This window comes from Hypericibacter adhaerens, assembly GCF_008728835.1.
In the GTDB taxonomy this organism is placed as follows: domain Bacteria; phylum Pseudomonadota; class Alphaproteobacteria; order Dongiales; family Dongiaceae; genus Hypericibacter; species Hypericibacter adhaerens.
This window is the reverse complement of record NZ_CP042582.1, coordinates 53845-71790: the sequence shown is the minus strand read 5'-3', so window position 1 is coordinate 71790 and position 17946 is coordinate 53845. Positions and strand designations below refer to the sequence as shown.

Annotated in this window: 20 protein-coding genes; 13 read left to right on the top strand and 7 right to left on the bottom strand. The window is 67.8% G+C overall.

What is annotated here, in order from left to right:
* Window positions 1-66 precede the first annotated feature (66 nt).
* From FRZ61_RS00350 to FRZ61_RS00335, 4 genes are all read left to right on the top strand, one after another.
* Window positions 67-1005 (top strand): ABC transporter permease, encoded by a 939-nt coding sequence (locus FRZ61_RS00350; RefSeq protein ID WP_151114420.1) that lies wholly within the window; start codon window positions 67-69, stop codon window positions 1003-1005.
* Window positions 1002-1856 (top strand): ABC transporter permease, encoded by an 855-nt coding sequence (locus FRZ61_RS00345; RefSeq protein WP_225309030.1) that lies wholly within the window; start codon window positions 1002-1004, stop codon window positions 1854-1856. Before FRZ61_RS00350 ends, FRZ61_RS00345 begins: the two co-directional genes overlap by 4 nt.
* A gap of 3 nt (window positions 1857-1859) precedes the next feature.
* Window positions 1860-3506 (top strand): dipeptide ABC transporter ATP-binding protein, encoded by a 1647-nt coding sequence (locus tag FRZ61_RS00340; RefSeq protein WP_151114419.1) that lies wholly within the window; start codon window positions 1860-1862, stop codon window positions 3504-3506.
* A gap of 161 nt (window positions 3507-3667) precedes the next feature.
* Window positions 3668-4162, top strand: coding sequence for a sulfocyanin-like copper-binding protein (locus FRZ61_RS00335; protein WP_225309029.1), 495 nt, complete (start codon window positions 3668-3670; stop codon window positions 4160-4162).
* A gap of 79 nt (window positions 4163-4241) precedes the next feature.
* Here the strand turns inward: FRZ61_RS00335 and FRZ61_RS00330 are convergent, their stop codons facing one another.
* Window positions 4242-4649 (bottom strand): DUF2852 domain-containing protein, encoded by a 408-nt coding sequence (locus tag FRZ61_RS00330; protein WP_151114418.1) that lies wholly within the window; start codon window positions 4647-4649, stop codon window positions 4242-4244.
* Window positions 4650-4755: 106 nt separating this feature from the next.
* Window positions 4756-5436 (bottom strand): TetR/AcrR family transcriptional regulator, encoded by a 681-nt coding sequence (locus tag FRZ61_RS00325; protein WP_151114417.1) that lies wholly within the window; start codon window positions 5434-5436, stop codon window positions 4756-4758.
* Window positions 5437-5515: 79 nt separating this feature from the next.
* Here FRZ61_RS00325 and FRZ61_RS00320 point away from each other — a divergent pair, with 79 nt between their 5' ends.
* Both FRZ61_RS00320 and FRZ61_RS00315 read left to right on the top strand, forming a co-directional pair.
* On the top strand, window positions 5516-6583 hold the full coding sequence (locus FRZ61_RS00320; protein ID WP_151114416.1) for an ABC transporter ATP-binding protein: 1068 nt from the start codon (window positions 5516-5518) through the stop codon (window positions 6581-6583).
* Between the two features lie 150 nt (window positions 6584-6733).
* On the top strand, window positions 6734-7678 hold the full coding sequence (locus FRZ61_RS00315) for a 6TM ABC transporter family protein (RefSeq protein WP_151114415.1): 945 nt from the start codon (window positions 6734-6736) through the stop codon (window positions 7676-7678).
* 17 nt (window positions 7679-7695) lie between these two features.
* On the opposite strand, the gene FRZ61_RS00310 is transcribed toward FRZ61_RS00315, so the two are convergent.
* Complete coding sequence (locus FRZ61_RS00310) at window positions 7696-8145, bottom strand: cupin domain-containing protein (protein WP_151114414.1); 450 nt, start codon at window positions 8143-8145, stop codon at window positions 7696-7698.
* A gap of 85 nt (window positions 8146-8230) precedes the next feature.
* Window positions 8231-9700, bottom strand: a complete 1470-nt coding sequence (locus tag FRZ61_RS00305) for an endonuclease/exonuclease/phosphatase family protein (RefSeq protein WP_191909224.1) — start codon at window positions 9698-9700, stop codon at window positions 8231-8233.
* Between the two features lie 210 nt (window positions 9701-9910).
* Between FRZ61_RS00305 and FRZ61_RS00300 the strand changes: the two genes are divergently transcribed.
* From FRZ61_RS00300 to FRZ61_RS00275, 6 genes are all read left to right on the top strand, one after another.
* On the top strand, window positions 9911-10573 hold the full coding sequence (locus tag FRZ61_RS00300; protein WP_151114412.1) for a TetR/AcrR family transcriptional regulator: 663 nt from the start codon (window positions 9911-9913) through the stop codon (window positions 10571-10573).
* 40 nt (window positions 10574-10613) lie between these two features.
* A complete protein-coding gene (locus FRZ61_RS00295; protein WP_191909223.1) occupies window positions 10614-11819 on the top strand; it encodes an aromatic ring-hydroxylating oxygenase subunit alpha in 1206 nt (401 codons plus the stop codon).
* 182 nt (window positions 11820-12001) lie between these two features.
* The gene (locus tag FRZ61_RS00290; RefSeq protein ID WP_225309028.1) at window positions 12002-12967 is read left to right on the top strand and encodes a DMT family transporter; all 966 of its coding nucleotides are present in this window, start codon (window positions 12002-12004) and stop codon (window positions 12965-12967) included.
* Window positions 12968-13074: 107 nt separating this feature from the next.
* Window positions 13075-14628, top strand: coding sequence for a bifunctional aminoglycoside phosphotransferase/ATP-binding protein (locus tag FRZ61_RS00285; protein ID WP_151114409.1), 1554 nt, complete (start codon window positions 13075-13077; stop codon window positions 14626-14628).
* Between the two features lie 80 nt (window positions 14629-14708).
* Window positions 14709-15089, top strand: coding sequence for a c-type cytochrome (locus FRZ61_RS00280; RefSeq protein WP_191909222.1), 381 nt, complete (start codon window positions 14709-14711; stop codon window positions 15087-15089).
* A gap of 42 nt (window positions 15090-15131) precedes the next feature.
* Window positions 15132-15803: a Fe2+-dependent dioxygenase gene (locus tag FRZ61_RS00275; RefSeq protein ID WP_151114407.1), complete on the top strand. Its 672-nt coding sequence runs from the start codon at window positions 15132-15134 to the stop codon at window positions 15801-15803.
* Between the two features lie 51 nt (window positions 15804-15854).
* Here FRZ61_RS00275 and FRZ61_RS00270 read toward each other — a convergent pair whose 3' ends face one another.
* The 3 genes from FRZ61_RS00270 to FRZ61_RS00260 all read right to left on the bottom strand — a co-directional run bounded on the left by FRZ61_RS00270 (window position 15855) and on the right by FRZ61_RS00260 (window position 17025).
* Window positions 15855-16079 (bottom strand): hypothetical protein, encoded by a 225-nt coding sequence (locus FRZ61_RS00270; RefSeq protein ID WP_151114406.1) that lies wholly within the window; start codon window positions 16077-16079, stop codon window positions 15855-15857.
* Window positions 16080-16285: 206 nt separating this feature from the next.
* Window positions 16286-16705: an HPF/RaiA family ribosome-associated protein gene (locus FRZ61_RS00265; RefSeq protein ID WP_191909221.1), complete on the bottom strand. Its 420-nt coding sequence runs from the start codon at window positions 16703-16705 to the stop codon at window positions 16286-16288.
* Between the two features lie 83 nt (window positions 16706-16788).
* Window positions 16789-17025 (bottom strand): hypothetical protein, encoded by a 237-nt coding sequence (locus FRZ61_RS00260; RefSeq protein WP_151114404.1) that lies wholly within the window; start codon window positions 17023-17025, stop codon window positions 16789-16791.
* 258 nt (window positions 17026-17283) lie between these two features.
* On the opposite strand from FRZ61_RS00260, the gene FRZ61_RS00255 reads away from it, so the two are divergent.
* Window positions 17284-17943, top strand: coding sequence for a phosphoribosyltransferase (locus FRZ61_RS00255; protein WP_151114403.1), 660 nt, complete (start codon window positions 17284-17286; stop codon window positions 17941-17943).
* Window positions 17944-17946: the final 3 nt, after the last annotated feature.

Below are 17946 nucleotides of genomic sequence, written 5' to 3'. Positions count from 1 at the left end.
TCTCTTGAGCCGGTGCGGGCCTGGGCGCGGGATTCTCGTTTTCCCATGCCGGCGAACCGATAACGCATGGACCGCTTCGCGTTTCTGCTCAAGCGCCCGATCCAGCTGATTCCCGTGCTCCTGGGAATCAGCCTGATCACCTTCGTCCTGATCCAGCTCACGCCGGGCGATCCGGTGCGCATCATGCTGGGCCCGAAAGCGAGCGAGGACGCCATCGCCTTCGTGCGCGCCCGCTACGGCCTCGATCAGCCGATCCTGGTCCAGTATTTCTATTTCCTGCTGAACGCGATCCGCGGCGATTTCGGGCAGTCGATCATCTATCGCAGCCCGGTCGGCCCCGTGATTCTCGACCGCATGGCCCCGACGCTGTTCCTCATCCTCTACGGGCTGGCGCTCTCGGTCGCCTTCACGCTGGGGCTCGCCATCGCCGCCGCGCGCAGCCGCGGCCGCTGGGTCGACCAGTTCGTCCGGCTGGTCTGCGTCAGCAGTGTCGGCATCCCCTCCTACTTCATGGGATTGATGCTGATCCTGGGCCTCTGCCTCAAGCTCAAGCTCTTCCCGGTTTCGGGCTATGCACCGACGCTGATCGACAATCTCTACCATCTGTTCCTGCCGGCCCTCACGATCGCGATCGGCGTGACGCCGATCCTGACGCGCAACCTCCGGGCCACCTTCCTCCAGCAGATGGACGCGGACTACGCCACGGCCGGCCGCTCCAAGGGCCTGCCCGAGCGCTACATCTTCGGCCGCCATGTGTTCTGGAACTCGCTGCTGCCGACCGTGAACCTGATGGGCGTGGTGGTGTCGTTCCTGATCGGCGGCACCGTCGTCATCGAGAATGTCTTCAACATCCCGGGGCTGGGGCAGGCGCTCATCCGCGCCGTGCTGACCCGCGACTATTTCGTGGTCCAGGCGGTGACGCTGGTGCTGGCCTGCGGCATCGTCATCACCAACTTCATCGTCGATGTCGTGACGGTGGTGCTCGATCCGAGGGTGAAGCTGTGAGCGCCCTCGCCGCCGCGCCCGTGCCCGGCCGCCTGGCGAAGCTCTGGAGCGCCACGCCGGCGACGCTCAAGGTCGGCGGCGCCATCGTGCTGGCCTGGATCGTCCTGGCGGGCGCGGCCCCGCTGCTGAGCTCGTTCAATCCGATCAAGGTCGACGTCCTCAACATGCTGAAGCCGCCGGGCGGGACCTACTGGCTCGGCGCCGACGCGCTCGGCCGCGACGTCTTCACCCGCATTCTCTATGGCGCGCGCGCCGATCTGATGATGGCCTTCTTCGGCGTGGTGGGCCCCATCATCCTCGGCACCCTCATCGGCCTGGTCGGCGGCTATCTCGGCGGCCGCATCGACATGGTGCTGATGCGCCTCTTCGAGATCACCGTCTCCTTCCCCTATTTCGTGCTGGTGATCGCGATCGTCGCGGTGCTGGGGCCAGGGCTCAAGAGCTACTTCATCTCGCTCACGCTGGTGAACTGGGTCAGCTACGCACGCCTGGTGCGCAGCGAGGCCCTGGTGCTGCGCAACGCCGATTTCGTGCTGGCGGCGCGCAGCATGGGCTTCGGCCATCTGCGCACCATGCTGTTCCATGTGCTGCCCAACGCGCTGGTGCCGCCCGCCGTCTTCGTCATGACCGACGCAGTCCTGACCATCGTGCTGGGCTCCTCGCTGGGCTTCCTGGGGCTGGGCGTGCAGCCGCCCACGCCGGAATGGGGCGCCATGATCGCCGAGGGCACCAACTACCTCACCAGCGCCTGGTGGATCTCGGTCTTGCCCGGCCTCGCCATCTGCTCGCTGGCGCTGGGGCTCTCGCTCGTCGCCGACGGGCTCGCCCGCCTGCTCCATACGGGGTCCTGACCGATGGAAGAGCTGGTCAGGGTCGAGGATCTGGCGATCGAGTTCGCGACCCAATTCGGCACGGTGCCGGCGCTCAAGGGCGTCTCCTTCGCGCTCCATCGCGGCGAAGCCTTGGGCATCGTCGGCGAATCGGGCTCGGGCAAGACCGTGGCCTGCCGCGCCATCCTGAAGCTGATCGCGGCCAACGCCACCGTCCGCTCGGGCCGGATCCTGGTCGAGGGCCAGGACGTGCTGGCCATAGACGCGGCGGCGCTGCAGCATTTCCGCGGCGAGAAGGCCGCGATGATCTTCCAGAATCCCTCGACCCATCTCGACCCGATCATGCCGGTCTGGCGCCAGGTGGCCGAGGCGATGGTGCTGCATCAAGGGGTGGGCTGGGGCGAGGCCAAGGCGCGCGCGATCGAACTCCTGCGCGACATGCAGATCGCCGATCCCGCCCGGCGCGCCGGCGCCTATCCGCACGAGCTCTCGGGCGGGATGCGCCAGCGCGTGATGATCGCGGCGGCGCTCGCCTGCGAGCCCGATCTCCTGATCGCCGACGAGCCCACCACGGCGCTCGACGTCACGGTGCAGGCGCAGATCCTGGCGCTGCTGCGCCGCATCCGCCGCGAGCGGCAATTGTCGCTGATCCTGGTCTCCCACGATCTGGGCGTGATCGCCGAGATGTGCGACCGGGTGGTGGTGATGAAAGACGGTGCCGTGATGGAGACCGGCACGGTCGACCAGATCCTGACGGCGCCGCGCCACGACTATACCCGCCGCCTGATCGCCTCGCAGCCCTCGCTGATGAAGCCGGCCGCGCGCAAGTCCGCCGAGCTGGCGGCCGCGACACCGCCGCGCCTCGCGGTCGAAGGGCTCAAAGTGCGGTTCCGCTCGGCCCAGAGCCTGACCGGCTGGCTGACCCGCCGGCCGGCCCATGCGGTCGACGCGGTGAACGACGTGTCCTTCACGCTATCGCGCGGCGGCTCGGTCGGCATCGTCGGCGAATCGGGCTCGGGCAAGAGCACCATCGCGCGCAGCCTCATCGGGCTGGTGGCCGCGCAGGAAGGGCGCATCCTGGTCGACGGCAAGCCCGTCGGCCGGCTGCTGCAGGAGCGCCCGCCGGCCGAGCAGCGCAAGATGCAGATGGTGTTCCAGGATCCGTTCCTGTCGCTCAACCCGGCCATGACGGTGGCGGCGACGCTGGCTGAACCCTTGCGCCAGCACAAGCTCTGCGCCGACCGCCAGATCCCGGAGCGGCTGGCGGAGCTGATGGCGAAGGTCGAGCTGCCGGCGAACCTGCTGGAGCGGCGCACCACCCAGCTTTCGGGCGGCCAGCGCCAGCGTGTCGGCATCGCCCGCGCGCTTGCTCTCGAGCCCGAGATCCTGATCGCCGACGAGGTCACCTCGGCGCTCGACGTCACGATCCAGGCGCAGATCCTGGGCCTTTTCGAACGGCTGCGGCGCGAGATGGGATTGACCTTGATCCTGATCTCGCACGACCTCGCGGTGGTGCGCTATCTCTGCGAGCAGGTCGCGGTGCTGCGCCAGGGCAAGCTGGTCGAATACGGCCCGACCGAGCAGGTCCTCACCCACCCGCGCGAGGACTACACCAAGGCCCTCATCGCCGCGATCCCGCGCCTCTCGCGGCGCAGTGACGCGGCGGAGTAGCGTGCCGACCGTAGCTGCGAATGCCTCTCGCCGTCGCTCGGGAAGGCGCGTGAAAGCCCTTTCATGCTGCCGACAGTTTCTGGACAGCCGGGACTGATACATCCCTCGCGCCCGGTCAGTCCGGTGCGACGACCCCGATTCAACAACAGCACGAGGGATCAATGCGACCCATCAGAATGGCGTTCCTGCTTCCGCTCGGTGCGATCGCTCTTGCGGCGACCGTAAGCGGTCCGGCGGATGCCGCATCGACCATCAATGTCAGCCTCTGGGACAAGGGCGCCCGTGCCGACATGGCGACCGATCTCGGCATGAACATGGGCGGCCACGACATGTCGAAGGCGACCATGGGCGTTCGCGCGGTGCCGGCCGCGGTGAAGGCGGGTGATGTCACCTTCGAGGTCACGAACAATTCGAGCGAAACCATCCACGAGATGATCGTGGTGCCGGTGCGCGATCCGAAAGACCCGCTGCCTTATATCGATGCCGAAAATCGCGTCGACGAGGACGCGGCCGGTCATCTGGGCGAGGTGTCGGAGCTGGACCCCGGCAAGACGGGCGCCCTGCGACTGCATCTGGCGCCCGGCAAGTATCTGCTCTTCTGCAACGTCCCCGGCCATTTCGCCAATGGCATGTGGACCGAAGTGACGGTCCAGTAGAGCGCGGACACCCCAAACGAAACGCACCGGATCCGAGGAGGATCCGGTGCGTTGCTTCCGTGGAAACGGCGACGGCGCTTCAGCTCTGCGGCTGGGCGTCGGGGCCTTGGGCGCGGCGCGCCCGGTCGGCCATGAACTGGTCGAACTCGGCCTTGTCCTTGGCCTGGCGCAGCCGGTCGAGGAACTCGCGGAACTCGCGCTCCTCCTCCTCGAGGCGGCGCAGGGTCTCCGCGCGGTACTCGTCGAAGGCATGGTTGCCGCTCGACGCGGAGCGACGCCAGCCGCAACCGCCGCCGCCCATGCCGTACCAGCGGCCGCGCGCCTTGCCCATATCCTCGAAATCGCGTCTCCAACCGCCCATGCGTCCGCTCCAGATGAGATAGGCCAGGATCCCAAGTCCTACCGGCCAGAAAAGGATGAAGCCCAGCACCATCACGCCGATCCAGGCGGGCTTCCCGATGTCATCGAGTCTGCGGGCTATGTCCATGCCGATGGCCCCATGTGAATGTTAATGACATTTACATACGTAAGAGAAGCCCGGCCCGGTGTCAAGAAGCCAAGCCGCTTTTCCACGAAAAATCCTGGGGAGCGTCTCAGCGCGGCTTGGTTCCGCCCTGCCGATGCAGCCCCAGCCCCTGGAGATAGATCAGGACTGCGGCCTCGAGCAGCTCCTCGGGCGACATCGGCAGCTTGCGCCTCGCGGCGTCGCCGCGCCCGAAGAGCGAGGCGATCCCATGCGAGATCGACCAGATATGGAGCGCCATCATCGAGGCCGGCGGGCGTCCTTCCTTGGGCAGCCCTTCCGCCAGCGCCTCGGCGGCGCTGCGCAGGATGCCGAAGGCGCGATCGCCCGCCTGGCGCAGCTCGGGATTGCTCTCGAGCGGAATGCCCGCCTCGAACATCGCCGCGAAATAGGCGGGCTCGGTGCGGGCGAAGGCGAGATAAGCCTTGCCGAGATTGTTGAAGGCGGTGAAGGGATCGGGGCGGCCTTCGTTCCAGGCGGTCTTGAGGAAGGCCTCGAACCGCTCGAAGCCCTGGCGCGCCACATCGGCCATGAGCGCGTCGCGGTCGCGGAAATGACGATAAGGGGCGGCCGGGCTCACGCCCGCCCAGCGCGCGGCATCGGCGAAGGTGAAGCCCCCGGGACCCTTCTCGCCGATCAGGTCGAGCGCCGCCTTGATCAGGGTCTCGCGCAGATTGCCGTGGTGATAGCCGCGCCGGCCTTCCTCCTCGCCCGGCCCGTGGCCCCGTCCCTTGTCCTTCGACCAGCTCATGTGAAGAGGTCTTACATGAAGCGGGGCGGCTCCACCATCGCCTTGGCACGGAACCGCACAACCCGGTGATGCAAAAGGAATGCCCGGCGGGTTCGTGCGTTTCTGCTTCATGAACCAGGCCCCACCCCTCGGGCGGTCCGAGCCCGCTCGCCCGCTCCCGCCCGATGAAGCGGCCGATCGCGGCCAACGGACGGCGCAGACGCTGCCGGACTCGATCTATCGCTATGCCTGGAAGGTCAGCCGGCGCGGCCAGGCCGTCATCTGCGCCCTGTCGGCGGTGCTCATCCCGCTGGGCACGGTGCCGCTCGATCTGCAGCGGCGCATGGTCGACACCGCGCTCGGCAACAAGGATCTGCGGCTCCTCCTCCTGCTGGGCGGCCTCTATCTGGTGACGATCCTGGCGCAGCAGAGCCTGAAATACGGGCTCAACATCGCCCGCGGCTGGGTGGTCGAGGATGTGACGCGCCGGCTGCGCAAGACGATCTATCTGCGCAAGGACAGCCTCGGTTCCGCCCAACCCGGCACCAAGCCCGACGCCGGCACCGCCGTCGCGATGGCGGCGGCGGAGTCCGAGGCCATCGCCGGTTTCGTCGGCGACGCGCTCTCCGTGCCGCTGGTGCAGGGCGGCACGATCCTCTTCACCTTCGGCTATCTGGCCTGGGTCGATTGGCGGATCGCCGGCCTCACGCTCCTGCTCTACACGCCGCATTATTTCGTCGTGCATGCGGTCCAGCAGGCCATCAACCGCCTGGCGCGCACCCAGGCCAAGGTGGTACGCCGCCTCGGCCACACGCTGGTACGCGATGCGGAGACGCGGCGGGAAGGCGGCCGCTTCGCAACGCTGGTCGATCTCGCCTATGAGCTGCGCATGAGGATCTACCGGCGCAAGTTCATCCTCACCTATCTCGGCAATTTCCTCGACGCGCTGGGCCCGCTCATCGTGCTCATGGTCGGCGGCTGGTTCGTGATCCACGGCCAGACCCAGGTCAGCACGCTCGTGGTCTTCATCTCGGGCGTGCAGCGTGTCGCCGACCCCTGGGACCAGCTCATCAATTTCTACCGCACGGCCCAGATCGCGCAGACGAAGTACCGTCTCTTCGCGCAGACCCTCGACGGCAGCGGGCATCACCAGCCGCTGGGACACTGACAACCGGCACGAGAACCGGTGCAGAGCGGCGCGCCGGCCGTGCCATGCCCCGCCCGGCGGTCTGGATCATCCCGTCGCAGTCGAAAGCCCTTGCATGGGTCGGCATCAGCCATTCGACTGGAGGCAGGGAAGCACACGAGTCGTTGGCCGATGCCGGCCTTCATCTATGGCTATATCTGGAAGGTCAGTGCCCGGGGGCAGATCCTCATCTGCCTCCTGTCGGCGGTGCTGATCCCTGTCGGAACCGTGCCGCTCGATCTGCAGCGCCGCATGGTCGATACCGCGCTGGGCGACAAGAACCTCACGCTGCTGCTCTGGCTGGGCGCGCTCTATCTGGCGGCGATCCTGGCGCAGCAATCCCTCAAATACGCGCTCAATCTCGGCCGGGGCTGGATCGTCGAGGATGTCACGCGCCTGCTGCGCCGCGCCATCCATGGCCGCGACGGGAAGGACGGCAAGACCCGGAACGGCGCCACCGACGATCCCGGAACGGCGGTGTCGATGGCGGCCTCCGAATCCGAGGACATCGCCGGTTTCGTCGGCGACAGCATCTCCGTGCCGCTGGTGCAGGGCGGCACCATCCTCTTCACCTTCGGCTACCTGGCCTGGGTCGATTGGCGGATCGCCAGCCTCGCCGCCCTCATCTATACGCCGCACTACTTCATCGTCCGCGCGGTCCAGCAGGCGATCAACCGGCTGGCCCGGGGCCATGCCAAGGTGGTGCGCCGGATCGGCCATGAGCTCGTGGCCGTCAACAAGCGCCGCCACGGCACGCGCCGCTTCAACGGGCTCGTCGATGTCGCCTACGCGCTGCGGATGAAGATCTACCGGCGCAAATTCGCCCTGACCTATCTCGGCAACTTCCTCGACGCGATGGGGCCGCTCATCGTGCTGGTGGTCGGCGGCTGGTTCGTAATCCAGGGCCAGACCGAGGTGAGCACGCTGGTGGTCTTCATCTCCGGCGTGCAGCGCATCGCCGATCCCTGGGACCAGCTCATCAATTTCTACCGCACCGCCCAGATCGCGCAGACGAAATATCTGCTCTTCATGCAGACGTTGGACGGCGACGCGTTTCCGCCGCACCGGAAGCGATAAGGCCCCGCTCGCGGCCTTCAGTACGGCGTCCCATCCTTGTGGGTGCGGCCGGCCGGGCCCCAGATCAGGTCGACGTCGGGATAATCCGTGACATCCTCGTCCGGCCGCCGCGTTCCGACCTCGAGAACGAGGGCCGGACGGTCCGAGCGATTCTGCAGGTGGTGCCCGTCGGCGACGCCCGCCTTGAAGCCCGCGCAATCGCCCGGCCGCAGGACCTGCTCGCGCCCCTCGGTGACGAGCACGAGCTCGCCCTCGAGGACCCAGAGGAACTCGTCCTCCGCCGAATGCCAGTGCCGCAGGCTCGACCAGCTGCCCGGCGGCAGCCGCAGCAGGTTGACGCCGAAATGGGTCAGGCCCGCCGCGTCGCCCAGCGCCTGGCGGACGCGGTGGCGGCAGGGCGCGTCATAGGGCGGCGGATAGCCGGATCCTTCATGACGCGGCACCGACGCCAGATCGATCTTGCTCATGGATCTCTCCCTCTCTCGCTCGCGGGGGCCGCGCCAGCATAAGCGTGCCGGAGCGAGAGAGGGAGAGAAGTTCGCCGTGCCCGCGTCAGGGCCTCACCGTGAAGGGCGCCTTCGCCAGCAGCACGTAGGAATCGTCGCGCAGCAGGCGGATCTCGTAATTGCCCGGCTCGAGATCGGCCCCGATCGTGTCCTTGTCGAGGGCGCCCGAGCCTTCGACCGTGGCGCCCGTATAGATATAGGCGATGTAGTTGTAGATGTCGGGATCGCCCGCGTGATAGATCGCGACCCAGTCGAGCTTGAGCGCGGGCGCGTTGCGCCAGGAGACCTCGACGGTCTGGCCGGGCTTGTAGCTGGACTTCTTCACCACGACCAAGGGCGCTGCGTCGCGCGCCTGCACCCAGAAGCCCGTGCGCGCGAGCTCCTTGCCGTCCGCGTCCGACAGCACGGCGTCGTAGGCGCCGGCCTTCATGAAGCTCGAGGCGAGCTTGATCGAGGGCCGGTCGCTGGCATCGCCCGTGGCCATGGTCGCGACCGCGTTCTTCGCCGGATCGCCGCCCTTGGGCACGACCGAGATGCGCGCATCCTCGAGGGTTCCGATGCCGAAACGCAGGATGAAATCGTCGCCCTGCTTCACGACATAGCGGTCGACGCCGACCATCGCGGGCGCCACGGCGGGGACGACATGGAAGGTCGAGACCACCGCGCGGTGGTCGGACGGCCAGGGCGTCACCGCGATGTCGACATCGGGGCCGCCCTCCTCGCCGACGACCTCGCTCGCCGTCACGGTCGCGGGCCCGGCGCTCCAGACCAGATCGATGCGGTCGAAGGTCTCGTTCGCCTTGACCCAGGGATGGGGATAGCCGGCGGTCCAGGTCAGCCCTGCGCGCGCGACCGGATCGGGATGGGCCTCGCGATAGGAATCGCGCAGGCCCGCATCGGCGATCGCCTTGCTGACCGGCCATTCGACCGCATATTTCACCTGGGGCCGCGCCTTGGCCACCGCGTCGGTCCAGTCGAGATGCGAGGGCGAGTTGAAGTCGCCGGTGAGGAACACCGGCACGCCGCCTTGCGCCACCTTCGGCAGCGCCTCGAGATAGGGCTGGATCGCCGGCAGGCGCGTATCGGTCTCCAATTGCAGCACCGCCGCCAGATCCTCGCCGTCGCGCACCGCCTCGGGTCCATAGGGTGTCGCGGGCAGATGCAGGTTGGCGACCGCGACGATGCGGCCGGGCAGCGGCTCGACCCAGGTGTACAGCGGATCGCCGGGTGGCGCGAACAGCGGATAGCGCGAGATGATGTGGCGCCGCTCATCCGCATAGGGCCAGCCGAGCGCATCGGCGATGGCCCGCGAGGTGCCGTCCGGCTCCTGCAGCCCGACGATGTCGGCCTTGGCCGCCCGGATCGCCTCCACCACCTGCCCAGCATCGACCTGGGCGCCGCCATACCAGATGTTGAAGGTCATGACGCGCAGATCGATCGCCGGCTCTTCCGCATGGAGCGGCCGCGCGACAGCCATCGCGAGCATGGCCAGCGCCAGCAGTGCGAACCTCCGCAAGCCCCTCGTTCCCGTTCCCATCATCCCCTCCTTTTTTGGGTCCCGTCCCCGATCAGGCCGGGGCGGCCTCCGCCACCCTGCCGGTAAGCCCCGGAACCGGCTGGATTTCCGGAGCCGAGCTTGACACGGCCGCCTGGGGCCTGTAAATGAATATTCATTCAGTAGTATTATCCTATTGAAACTGAAACAAAAGAGAAGGATTTCGGTCCCATGGCCGAAGCGGCCCGCCTGATCCGGACGTCGCCCCAGAGCGGGGCCGCCACCCGCGCCGTCATCCTCGAGGCGACGGTGGGCGTGATCGCGCGCCAGAGCCTGTCGGGCACCACGGTCGAGCGCGTGGCGCTCGCGGCCAAGGTCGCCCCGGGCACCGTGATCCTTCACTTCAAGCGCAAGGAGGCGCTGCTGGTCGAGGTGCTCGACCATCTGGCCAACGAGTTCGAGCGAGCCCGCGCCCGGGCGCTCGAAGGCGCGGCCGAGGACCCGGTCGAGGCGCTGACGCGGCTGATCGCCACCATGTTCGATCCCGCCGTCTCGGCGCCGGACAAGGTCTCGGTCTGGTACGCCTTCTGGGGCGAGGCCGGATCGCGCAGCACCTATCTCGAGCGGGTCGGCCCCATCGACACCCGCTACCACGAGGACATGGTGCGGATCATGGGCGAGCTGATCCGACGCGGCGGCCACGAGCATCTCGATGCCGAGGCGGTCGCCACCGGCTTCATCGGCGTCCTCGAATATCTCTGGCAGGAGATCATGGTCGAAGGCGCCGCCTTCGACCGCGGCTTAGCCCAGCGCACCGCCCTCAATTATCTCGCGGGCTCGTTCCCGGAGGCCTTCGCCCGCCAACGCCGACCGACCGATACGCCCAAAGGATAGCGACATGACCCCGATCACCCAGAACCGACAGGAGAACGCCATGAACGAACAGACCCCGATTGCGCTGACCGAGGGCGGTTCGTTGAGTTACGGCCTGCCGGCCTGGACCTATTTCAACCAGGAGCTGACGCAGCTCGAGTACGAGCGCGTGATCCTGCCCTCCTGGCAGTTCGTCTGCCATGTGAACCAGCTGAAGCAGCCGGGCGATTTCGCCACGCTCGACATGATGCGCGATTCCGTCGTGGTCATGCGCGGCAAGGATGGCGAGCTGCGCGCCTTCTCGAACGTCTGCCGGCACCGCGGCGCCAAGCTCCTGGACGGCGAGGGCAGCTGCAAGGGCCGCGTCAAGTGCCCCTATCACGGCTGGTCCTATGCGCTCGACGGCAGGCTCGTGGGCGTGCCTTCCGAGCAGACCTTCCCCGGCATGAAGAAGGCCGATTTCGGCCTGAAGCCCGTCGAGATGGAGATCATCCTCGGCCTCGTCTTCGTGCGGCTCATTCCCGGCGGCCCCAGCCTGGCCCTGATGTTCAAGGACTTCATCGAGCTGGTGCGTCCCTACCGGATCGAGGAGATGGAGCCGGTCAACCAGCTCTGGACCGGCAGCTGGAACTGCAACTGGAAGGTCGCGGTCGACAACAATCTCGAGAACTACCATGTGCCGGTCGGCCATCCGGGCTATCACCGCATGCTCGACAACGATCTCATGGGCGAGATCAACGAGCATGGCGTGGCCGTGAGCGAGAGCGTGCTCAGGGATCGCCTGTCGCCGGTCTGGAGCGAGCGGCTCTACCAGCAGCTGGCGCCCGAGGTGCTGACCGACCTGCCGGAGAAGAACCGCCGCACCTGGCTGTTCTTCTCGATGGCGCCCAATATCGGCATCGACATCTATCCCGACAGCATGGACATCTTCCAGATCCTGCCGAAGTCGGCCGAGACCTGCCTCATGCGCTTCCCGGTCTTCAGCCGGCCCGACGCCAGGCGCGAGGCGAAGCTGCTGCGCTATCTCAATGCGCGGATCAACCGGCAGGTCGGCCATGAGGACCGGGACCTGAGCGAGCGGGTGCAGATGGGCCTGCGCTCCAACGGCTACGAGCCTGGCCCGCTCTCGGACTATGAGCATGCGATCCGGGATTTCCATGACCGCCTGCGCGCCGCCTGCCCGGTCGTGACCCTGCCGGAGGCCCCGTCCCCCGGCAGCCTCGCCGCCCGCAACACCGCGATGCTGACCGAGCAAGCGGCGGCGTAGCTTTCTTATCGGTCTCCTCCCCCGCGACGCGGGGGAGGATGAAGGAGGGGGCTGCCCCCTCCCTCCGAGCACCTCCCGCAAATCCTGTCCGATCTGTTAGTCTCCCGCCGCGTGATTCGAGCGGCGTCGGCGCCCGTCCTGCCGGTGCCGCATCCCGATCGTTCCCTGGGGAGAGATTTCCTTTGCCGCAACTGCGCGATCGCCGTTCGCTCAAGGCCGTCGCGACGCTGTGCGCGGGAATCTTCGTCTTTTCCTTCCAGGATGTAGTGATCAAGACCGTGGCCGGGAGCTATCCGGTCCATGAGGTGGTCGCCATCCGCTGCCTGGTCAGCATCCCGATCCTGCTGGCGATGCTGCATTGGGATGCCGGTATCCGCACGCTCCTGTCGCCGCGGCTGAAATGGCTGGTGCTGCGGGGCGCCATGCTGATGGTCTCCTACACCACCTACTACCTGGCCTTTCCCTCGCTGCCGCTCGCCAGCATCGTGGCGCTCTATTTCACCGTCCCCCTGTTCATCACAGCCTTGGCCGGGCCGTTCCTCGGCGAGAAGATCGGCCTCAGCCGCTGGATCGCCACGCTCGTGGGCTTCGCCGGCGTGGTGGTGATGATGCGCCCGGCCGGCGGCCTGTTCGAATGGGCGTCGCTCCTGCCGGTCGCATCCGCCTTCTGCTACGGTTCGGCGGCGCTGATGGCCCGGCGCCTCGGCGCCACCGACAGCGCGCCGGTGATGGCCTTCTACCAGAACGCGCTCTTCCTGATGGGCGCCCTGCTGCTGGCGGCCATCTTCGGCGGCGGCGCCTATGAGGGCGAGCGGCAGGCCAGCCTCGCCTTCCTGATGCGGGGCTGGACGGTGCCGGGTACCCGCGACCTCCTGCTGATGGCCGCCACCGGCCCCATCGCCGCCGTGGGCACGGTGCTGCTGACCCAGGCCTATCGGCTGGCCGAGGCCAACCTGGTCGCCTCCTTCGAATATAGCGGGCTGATCTGGGCGAGCCTCTGGGGCTTCACCTTCTGGGGCGAGGTGCCGGGGGCGGCGACGCTCGCGGGCGCCGCCCTCATCGTCGGCGCGGGCCTCTATATGCTCTATGGCGCCAAGGCCGCGCCCGCGCCGGCCGCCGCAGGCGAGGTCGGCCGCGAGCGCGCCTGAGCCGGCCCCGGCCGCTCCTTCCTTTCCGCTCGACAAGAGCGCGCCTTATCCCCTCTCAATAGACAGCAAGGGACGCTTCCGTTCTCTCAACCGCGCCAAGGTCGGGGATGTCCGAGCCGCAGCAGCCCGTCATCGACTTCCTCGCCGAGCCTCAGAGCTACGGCCTGCCGCCGGGGCAAAGGGTCGAGCGCATCGACACCCATGTCGCCTCGGTGTTCCTCGCCGGCGAGCGAGCCTTCAAGCTCAAGCGCGCCGTGCGCTTCGCCTATCTCGATTTCTCCACCCTGGCGCTGCGCGAGCAGTCCTGCCGCACCGAGCTCGCCATCAACCGGCGCACGGCACCCGGGATCTATCTCGGGATCCGCAAGATCACCCGCGAGGCCGACGGACGGCTTCGCTTCGACGGCGCGGGCGAGACGCTCGACTGGGCGATCGAGATGCGGCGCTTCGACCAGGGCCTGCTGTTCGGCCGGATGGCGGAAGAGGGCCGGCTCACGCCCGCCCTGATGCAGGATCTGGCCGACATCATCTGGCAGTTCCACCAATCGCTCCCGCCGGCGGCGACGAGCGGGGGCGCTGCGCGCTTCGGCCGCGTGATGGCGGGCAATCTCGGCGAGCTCGAACGGGCCCGGGCCGCGGGCACGCTGGATCCCGGCAAGATCGACGGGATGAACAGGCTCTGCGACACGGCCCTGCGATCGCTGCGCCCGCTGCTCGACGCCCGCGCCGAGGCCGGCCTGGTGCGGCGCTGCCATGGCGATCTTCATCTGCGCAACATCTGCCTTTGGGAAGGCAGGCCGACGCTGTTCGACGCGATCGAGTTCTCGGAAGATCTCGCCACCATCGACCTGCTCTATGACCTGGCCTTCCTGCTGATGGATCTCGAGCATCGCGATGCGCGCGGGCTCGCGAACCGTGTCTGCAATCGCTATCTCGACCGCGGCGGTGGCGAGGAAGGCCAGGCGGCCCTCCCCTTGTTCATGGCGGTGCGGGCGGTGATCCGCGCCCATGTCTCCGCTTCGACCGCCGAGCGGCAGGGCGAGACGCCGAAGGCCGCCCTCTCGAAAGCGCAATCTCAGGCCTATCTCGATCTCGCGATCCGGCTGCTGCAGCCGGCGAAGCCGAAGCTCGTCGCCATCGGCGGCTTGTCCGGCACCGGCAAATCGACGCTGGCCTATGGGCTGGCCCCAAGCTGGGCCCCGGCACCCGGTGCCCGCGTGCTGCGCAGCGACATGATCCGCAAGCGGCTCATGGGGGTCGAGCCCGAGACCCGTCTGCCGGAGAGCGCCTATCGGGGCGAGGTCACGAGCCAGGTCTATGCCGCCCTGGGCCAGGCGGCGCTGCAGGCCTTGCGCGCGGGCCGCAGCGTGATCGCCGATGCCGTCTTCGCGCGCGCCGGGGAACGCGCCGCCATCGCGGCGATCGCGGGCGAGGCCGGCGTGGATTTCGCCGGCCTCTGGCTCGAGGCGCCGGCGACCCTGCTCGAGAACCGGGTGGCCCGGCGGGAACGCGATGCCTCGGACGCCAATGTTGCCGTGGTGCGCCGCCAGCAGAGCTACGAGGCAGGGCCCCTGGATTGGCACCGCGTCGATGCGGGCGGCGCGCCCGACCGGACCCTCGCCAACGCGCGTCGCGCGCTGGGCGAGACAGCAGGCCCTTGAGGGCCTTTCCCACGGTCTCTGGACAAGGTCACGCGCCGGATGCTCTGTTGAGCGCCCGTCGGGAATGCTGGAGACCCCGTTTGCGTCTGTCCGTTGTTCTGCTGTCCGGAGTCCTGCTCGGCCTCGCGCTGGCCTCCGGTCCCGTTGCCCGCGCCGACGAGGATCCCGCCGCCCGCGGCCAGGCCCTCGCACGCAAATATTGCGCGGGCTGCCATCGCGTCGCCTTCGAGCAGGCGATCCCGCCGCCGGTCCTGATCGAGACCGAGACCGGCGAGGAGGAATTCAAGGCGCCGAGCTTCTGGCAGGCGGCGCATCAGGAAAATCGCGACGCGGCCTATTTCCGCAGCTATATCCACGCGCCGCGCGATCCGATGCCCGAGGAGCCGCTGGAACCGGCGGAGCTGGATTCGATCATCGCCTATCTGATGTCGTTGCGCGGCCAGACCGGCAATGGCTGGTGAGGCTGCGGGTCAGGCCGGGCCGACGAAACGGGAGCGAAGGGAATGCTGTTCTGGTTGCCGCAGGTTCTGACGCCGGCCGAGTGCGAGCAGATCGTCGCGGCCCTGCGCAGCGGGCAGTTCCAGGACGGCAAGTCCTCGGCCGGCAATCTGGGCCGCAACCGGAAGGCCAACGAGGAGCTGGATTTCCGCTTTCCGGCCAAGCCCGAGCTCGACCGTACCGTCATGGCGGCCTTGGCCCGCAACCAGACGCTCGATGCCGCCGCCCGCCCCAAATCCATCACGCGGCCGATCTACAGCCGCTATGGCGTCGGCATGCATTACGGCATGCACATGGACGCCGCCGTGATGGGCAAGCAGGACCGCATGCGCATCGATCTCTCGATGACGATCTTCCTGTCCGATCCCGACAGCTATGAAGGCGGCGAGCTGTCGCTCGAGACCGAGTTCGGCGTGAAGACGGCCAAGCTGCCGATGGGCGATGCCGTGCTCTATCCGACGATCTATTACCACGAGGTCAAGCCGATCCTGCGCGGCGAGCGGCTGGCGGCGGTGCTCTGGATCCAGAGCCTGGTCAAGGATCCGCACCAGCGCAACCTGCTCTACGAGCTGTCGCAGATCGCCGACACGCGCAACCGCGAAGCCCCCGATGCCGCCGACACCAAGCAGCTCATCAAGGTCCATATGAACCTGCTGCGGATGTGGGCGGAGAATTAGGAGAGCCGCGGTTCCTCCGCTGCGAGAGCGGCACTTGGCCGACGGTCGCGGCTACTTCTTCGGCTGATGATCGTTGGCGGCCGATCGCAGGACGATCTTGCAGGCCGATTCATGGTGGCGGTCGAGGCTGTAGATCAGCAGGCGGCCACCGGCGTCGGTGTGGGAGATCAGCGGCTTCTGGGCCAGCAGCTCCTGCATGGTGTCGAGGTCGAGCTCGGCGGGAGCATCGCTGTCGCGATCCTGCAGAACGAGCGTGATCTGGCGGGCGTGACGCATGGCGGGCGGGTCCGGTCTCTAATGGCAACGCGCGAGGCCGGAGGGGATAACGGAATCCCCCAGCCTTGCCAAATGATTAAAGGGTGATCTCGAAGCTCGAACCGGCGGCCCAGCAATTCATGCGGCTATGCTGTGCAATTCCGCTCGAACCGTAAAACCGCCGTCGATGCAGCGAGTTGGACCCGCCCCTGGAATCTTTCAATAGCTCAGGACTCTCCCTCGTCCGCATGGCTGTCGCGCGCGGCGCGCAGGCGCGGACGTTTTGCCGCATGGGTTTTGATCTCTCCGTTCAAGCGGCGGCGGAATTCGGCCAGCCGGCGCAGCGCCGCGTCGAAGGCGTCATGAATCGCCACATGCGCATCCTCATGCGCATGGTCGAGCGGCGGATTGCGATTCACGGGCAGGCTGCCGCGCGGCAGCTCGAGGCGCAGATTGACCGAATAGAGCTTGCCCTGCTGGCGCCGCCGGTTGGGGGCCGAGATCACCACATGGCAGGCGATCAACCGCTCGCGTCCGAGCTTCATCAGCTTGTCGAAGCGCCGGCGGACCTCGGTCTCGAGCGCGGGCGAAGGATCGAGATTGCGATAGCTGATCGTGAGCGAGGGCAACTCTGTCGTTTCTCTCATCGGGGATCCTCTCATGACGCGGAACTCGATCTTGCGGGCGACGCGATCCTCGCCGGCGCGCGTCCCCAGGCGAAGCCGCTCCCTCAGGAGCGCCGGTCCTCCTCTTCCATCTCGTCGGCGGCCAGGATCTCGCAGATCTGCGCCACGCGCCCGGCGGGCAGGGCCGCCGCTTCATGGCGCTGCGCGTCATCGTCCGAGAGCCAAGCCGCCGCCTCTGCGAGCTCGGCCGCGGTCGGCTCCAGGGCCAGGATTTCGGTGACGCGCTGATCGTCGATCTCGCCGACGATCTCGCGGATGTCCTTGGGCTTCAGTCCCGGCATTGCCTGTCCTCCCCTGGCCGCTCCACCAAAGCGAGACCCATGATTTTTACATGGTTGTCCCACCCCGGGGCTTCAACGGCACCGGCCCGTTTCCGGGAAGCGCCTGCCCCGCCACACGTTTATTTCGCCGGGCCGCCGGGTTTGGCGCTTTGATTCAGGTCAACGCATTGACGCGGGGGCGGGACGAGGAATTGAGTCCGGTTTCGGTATCTCTTTCCGCCCCGGTTCGTGCCGGGACGAAGACATCGGGGGCATCCCATGCGTTTCATCGATCGGCAGGATGCCGGGCGCCAGCTGGCGGCGGCGCTCGAGAAGTTCCGGCGGCAGGACCCTGTGGTGCTGGCGCTGCCGCGCGGCGGCGTCGCCGTCGGCTGTGAGATCGCCCGGGCGCTGGGCTGCGGGCTCGATCTGGTGCTGGTGCGCAAGATCGGCGCGCCCTCGCAACCGGAGCTCGCGGTCGGTGCCGTGGTCGATGGCGAGCATCCCGAGATCGTCGTCAACGAGGATGTGGCAGCGGCGCTCGATCTGCCGGCGGACTATGTGGACCGGGCGGCGAAACGCGAGCTCGCCGAGATCGCGCGCCGGCGCCGGCTCTATCTGAAGGACCGCCCGCATCCGGGCCTCAAGGGCAAGACCGCGATCCTGGTGGATGACGGGATCGCGACCGGGGCCACGGCGCGCGCGGCCCTCCATGCGGTGCGCCGTCAGAATCCGGCGCGCCTCGTGCTGGCGGTGCCGGTGGCGCCTCCTGAAACAGTCGCCGATCTGGCGCGCGACTGCGACGAGGTCGTCGCCCTGACGCAGCCCGAAGGCTTCGGCGCGATCGGCTATTTCTACGCCGATTTCCACCAGATGGACGATCGCGAGGTGATCGCGCTGCTCGACCGTGCGGCCGAGACGCCGCAAAAGCCGGGATAGCGC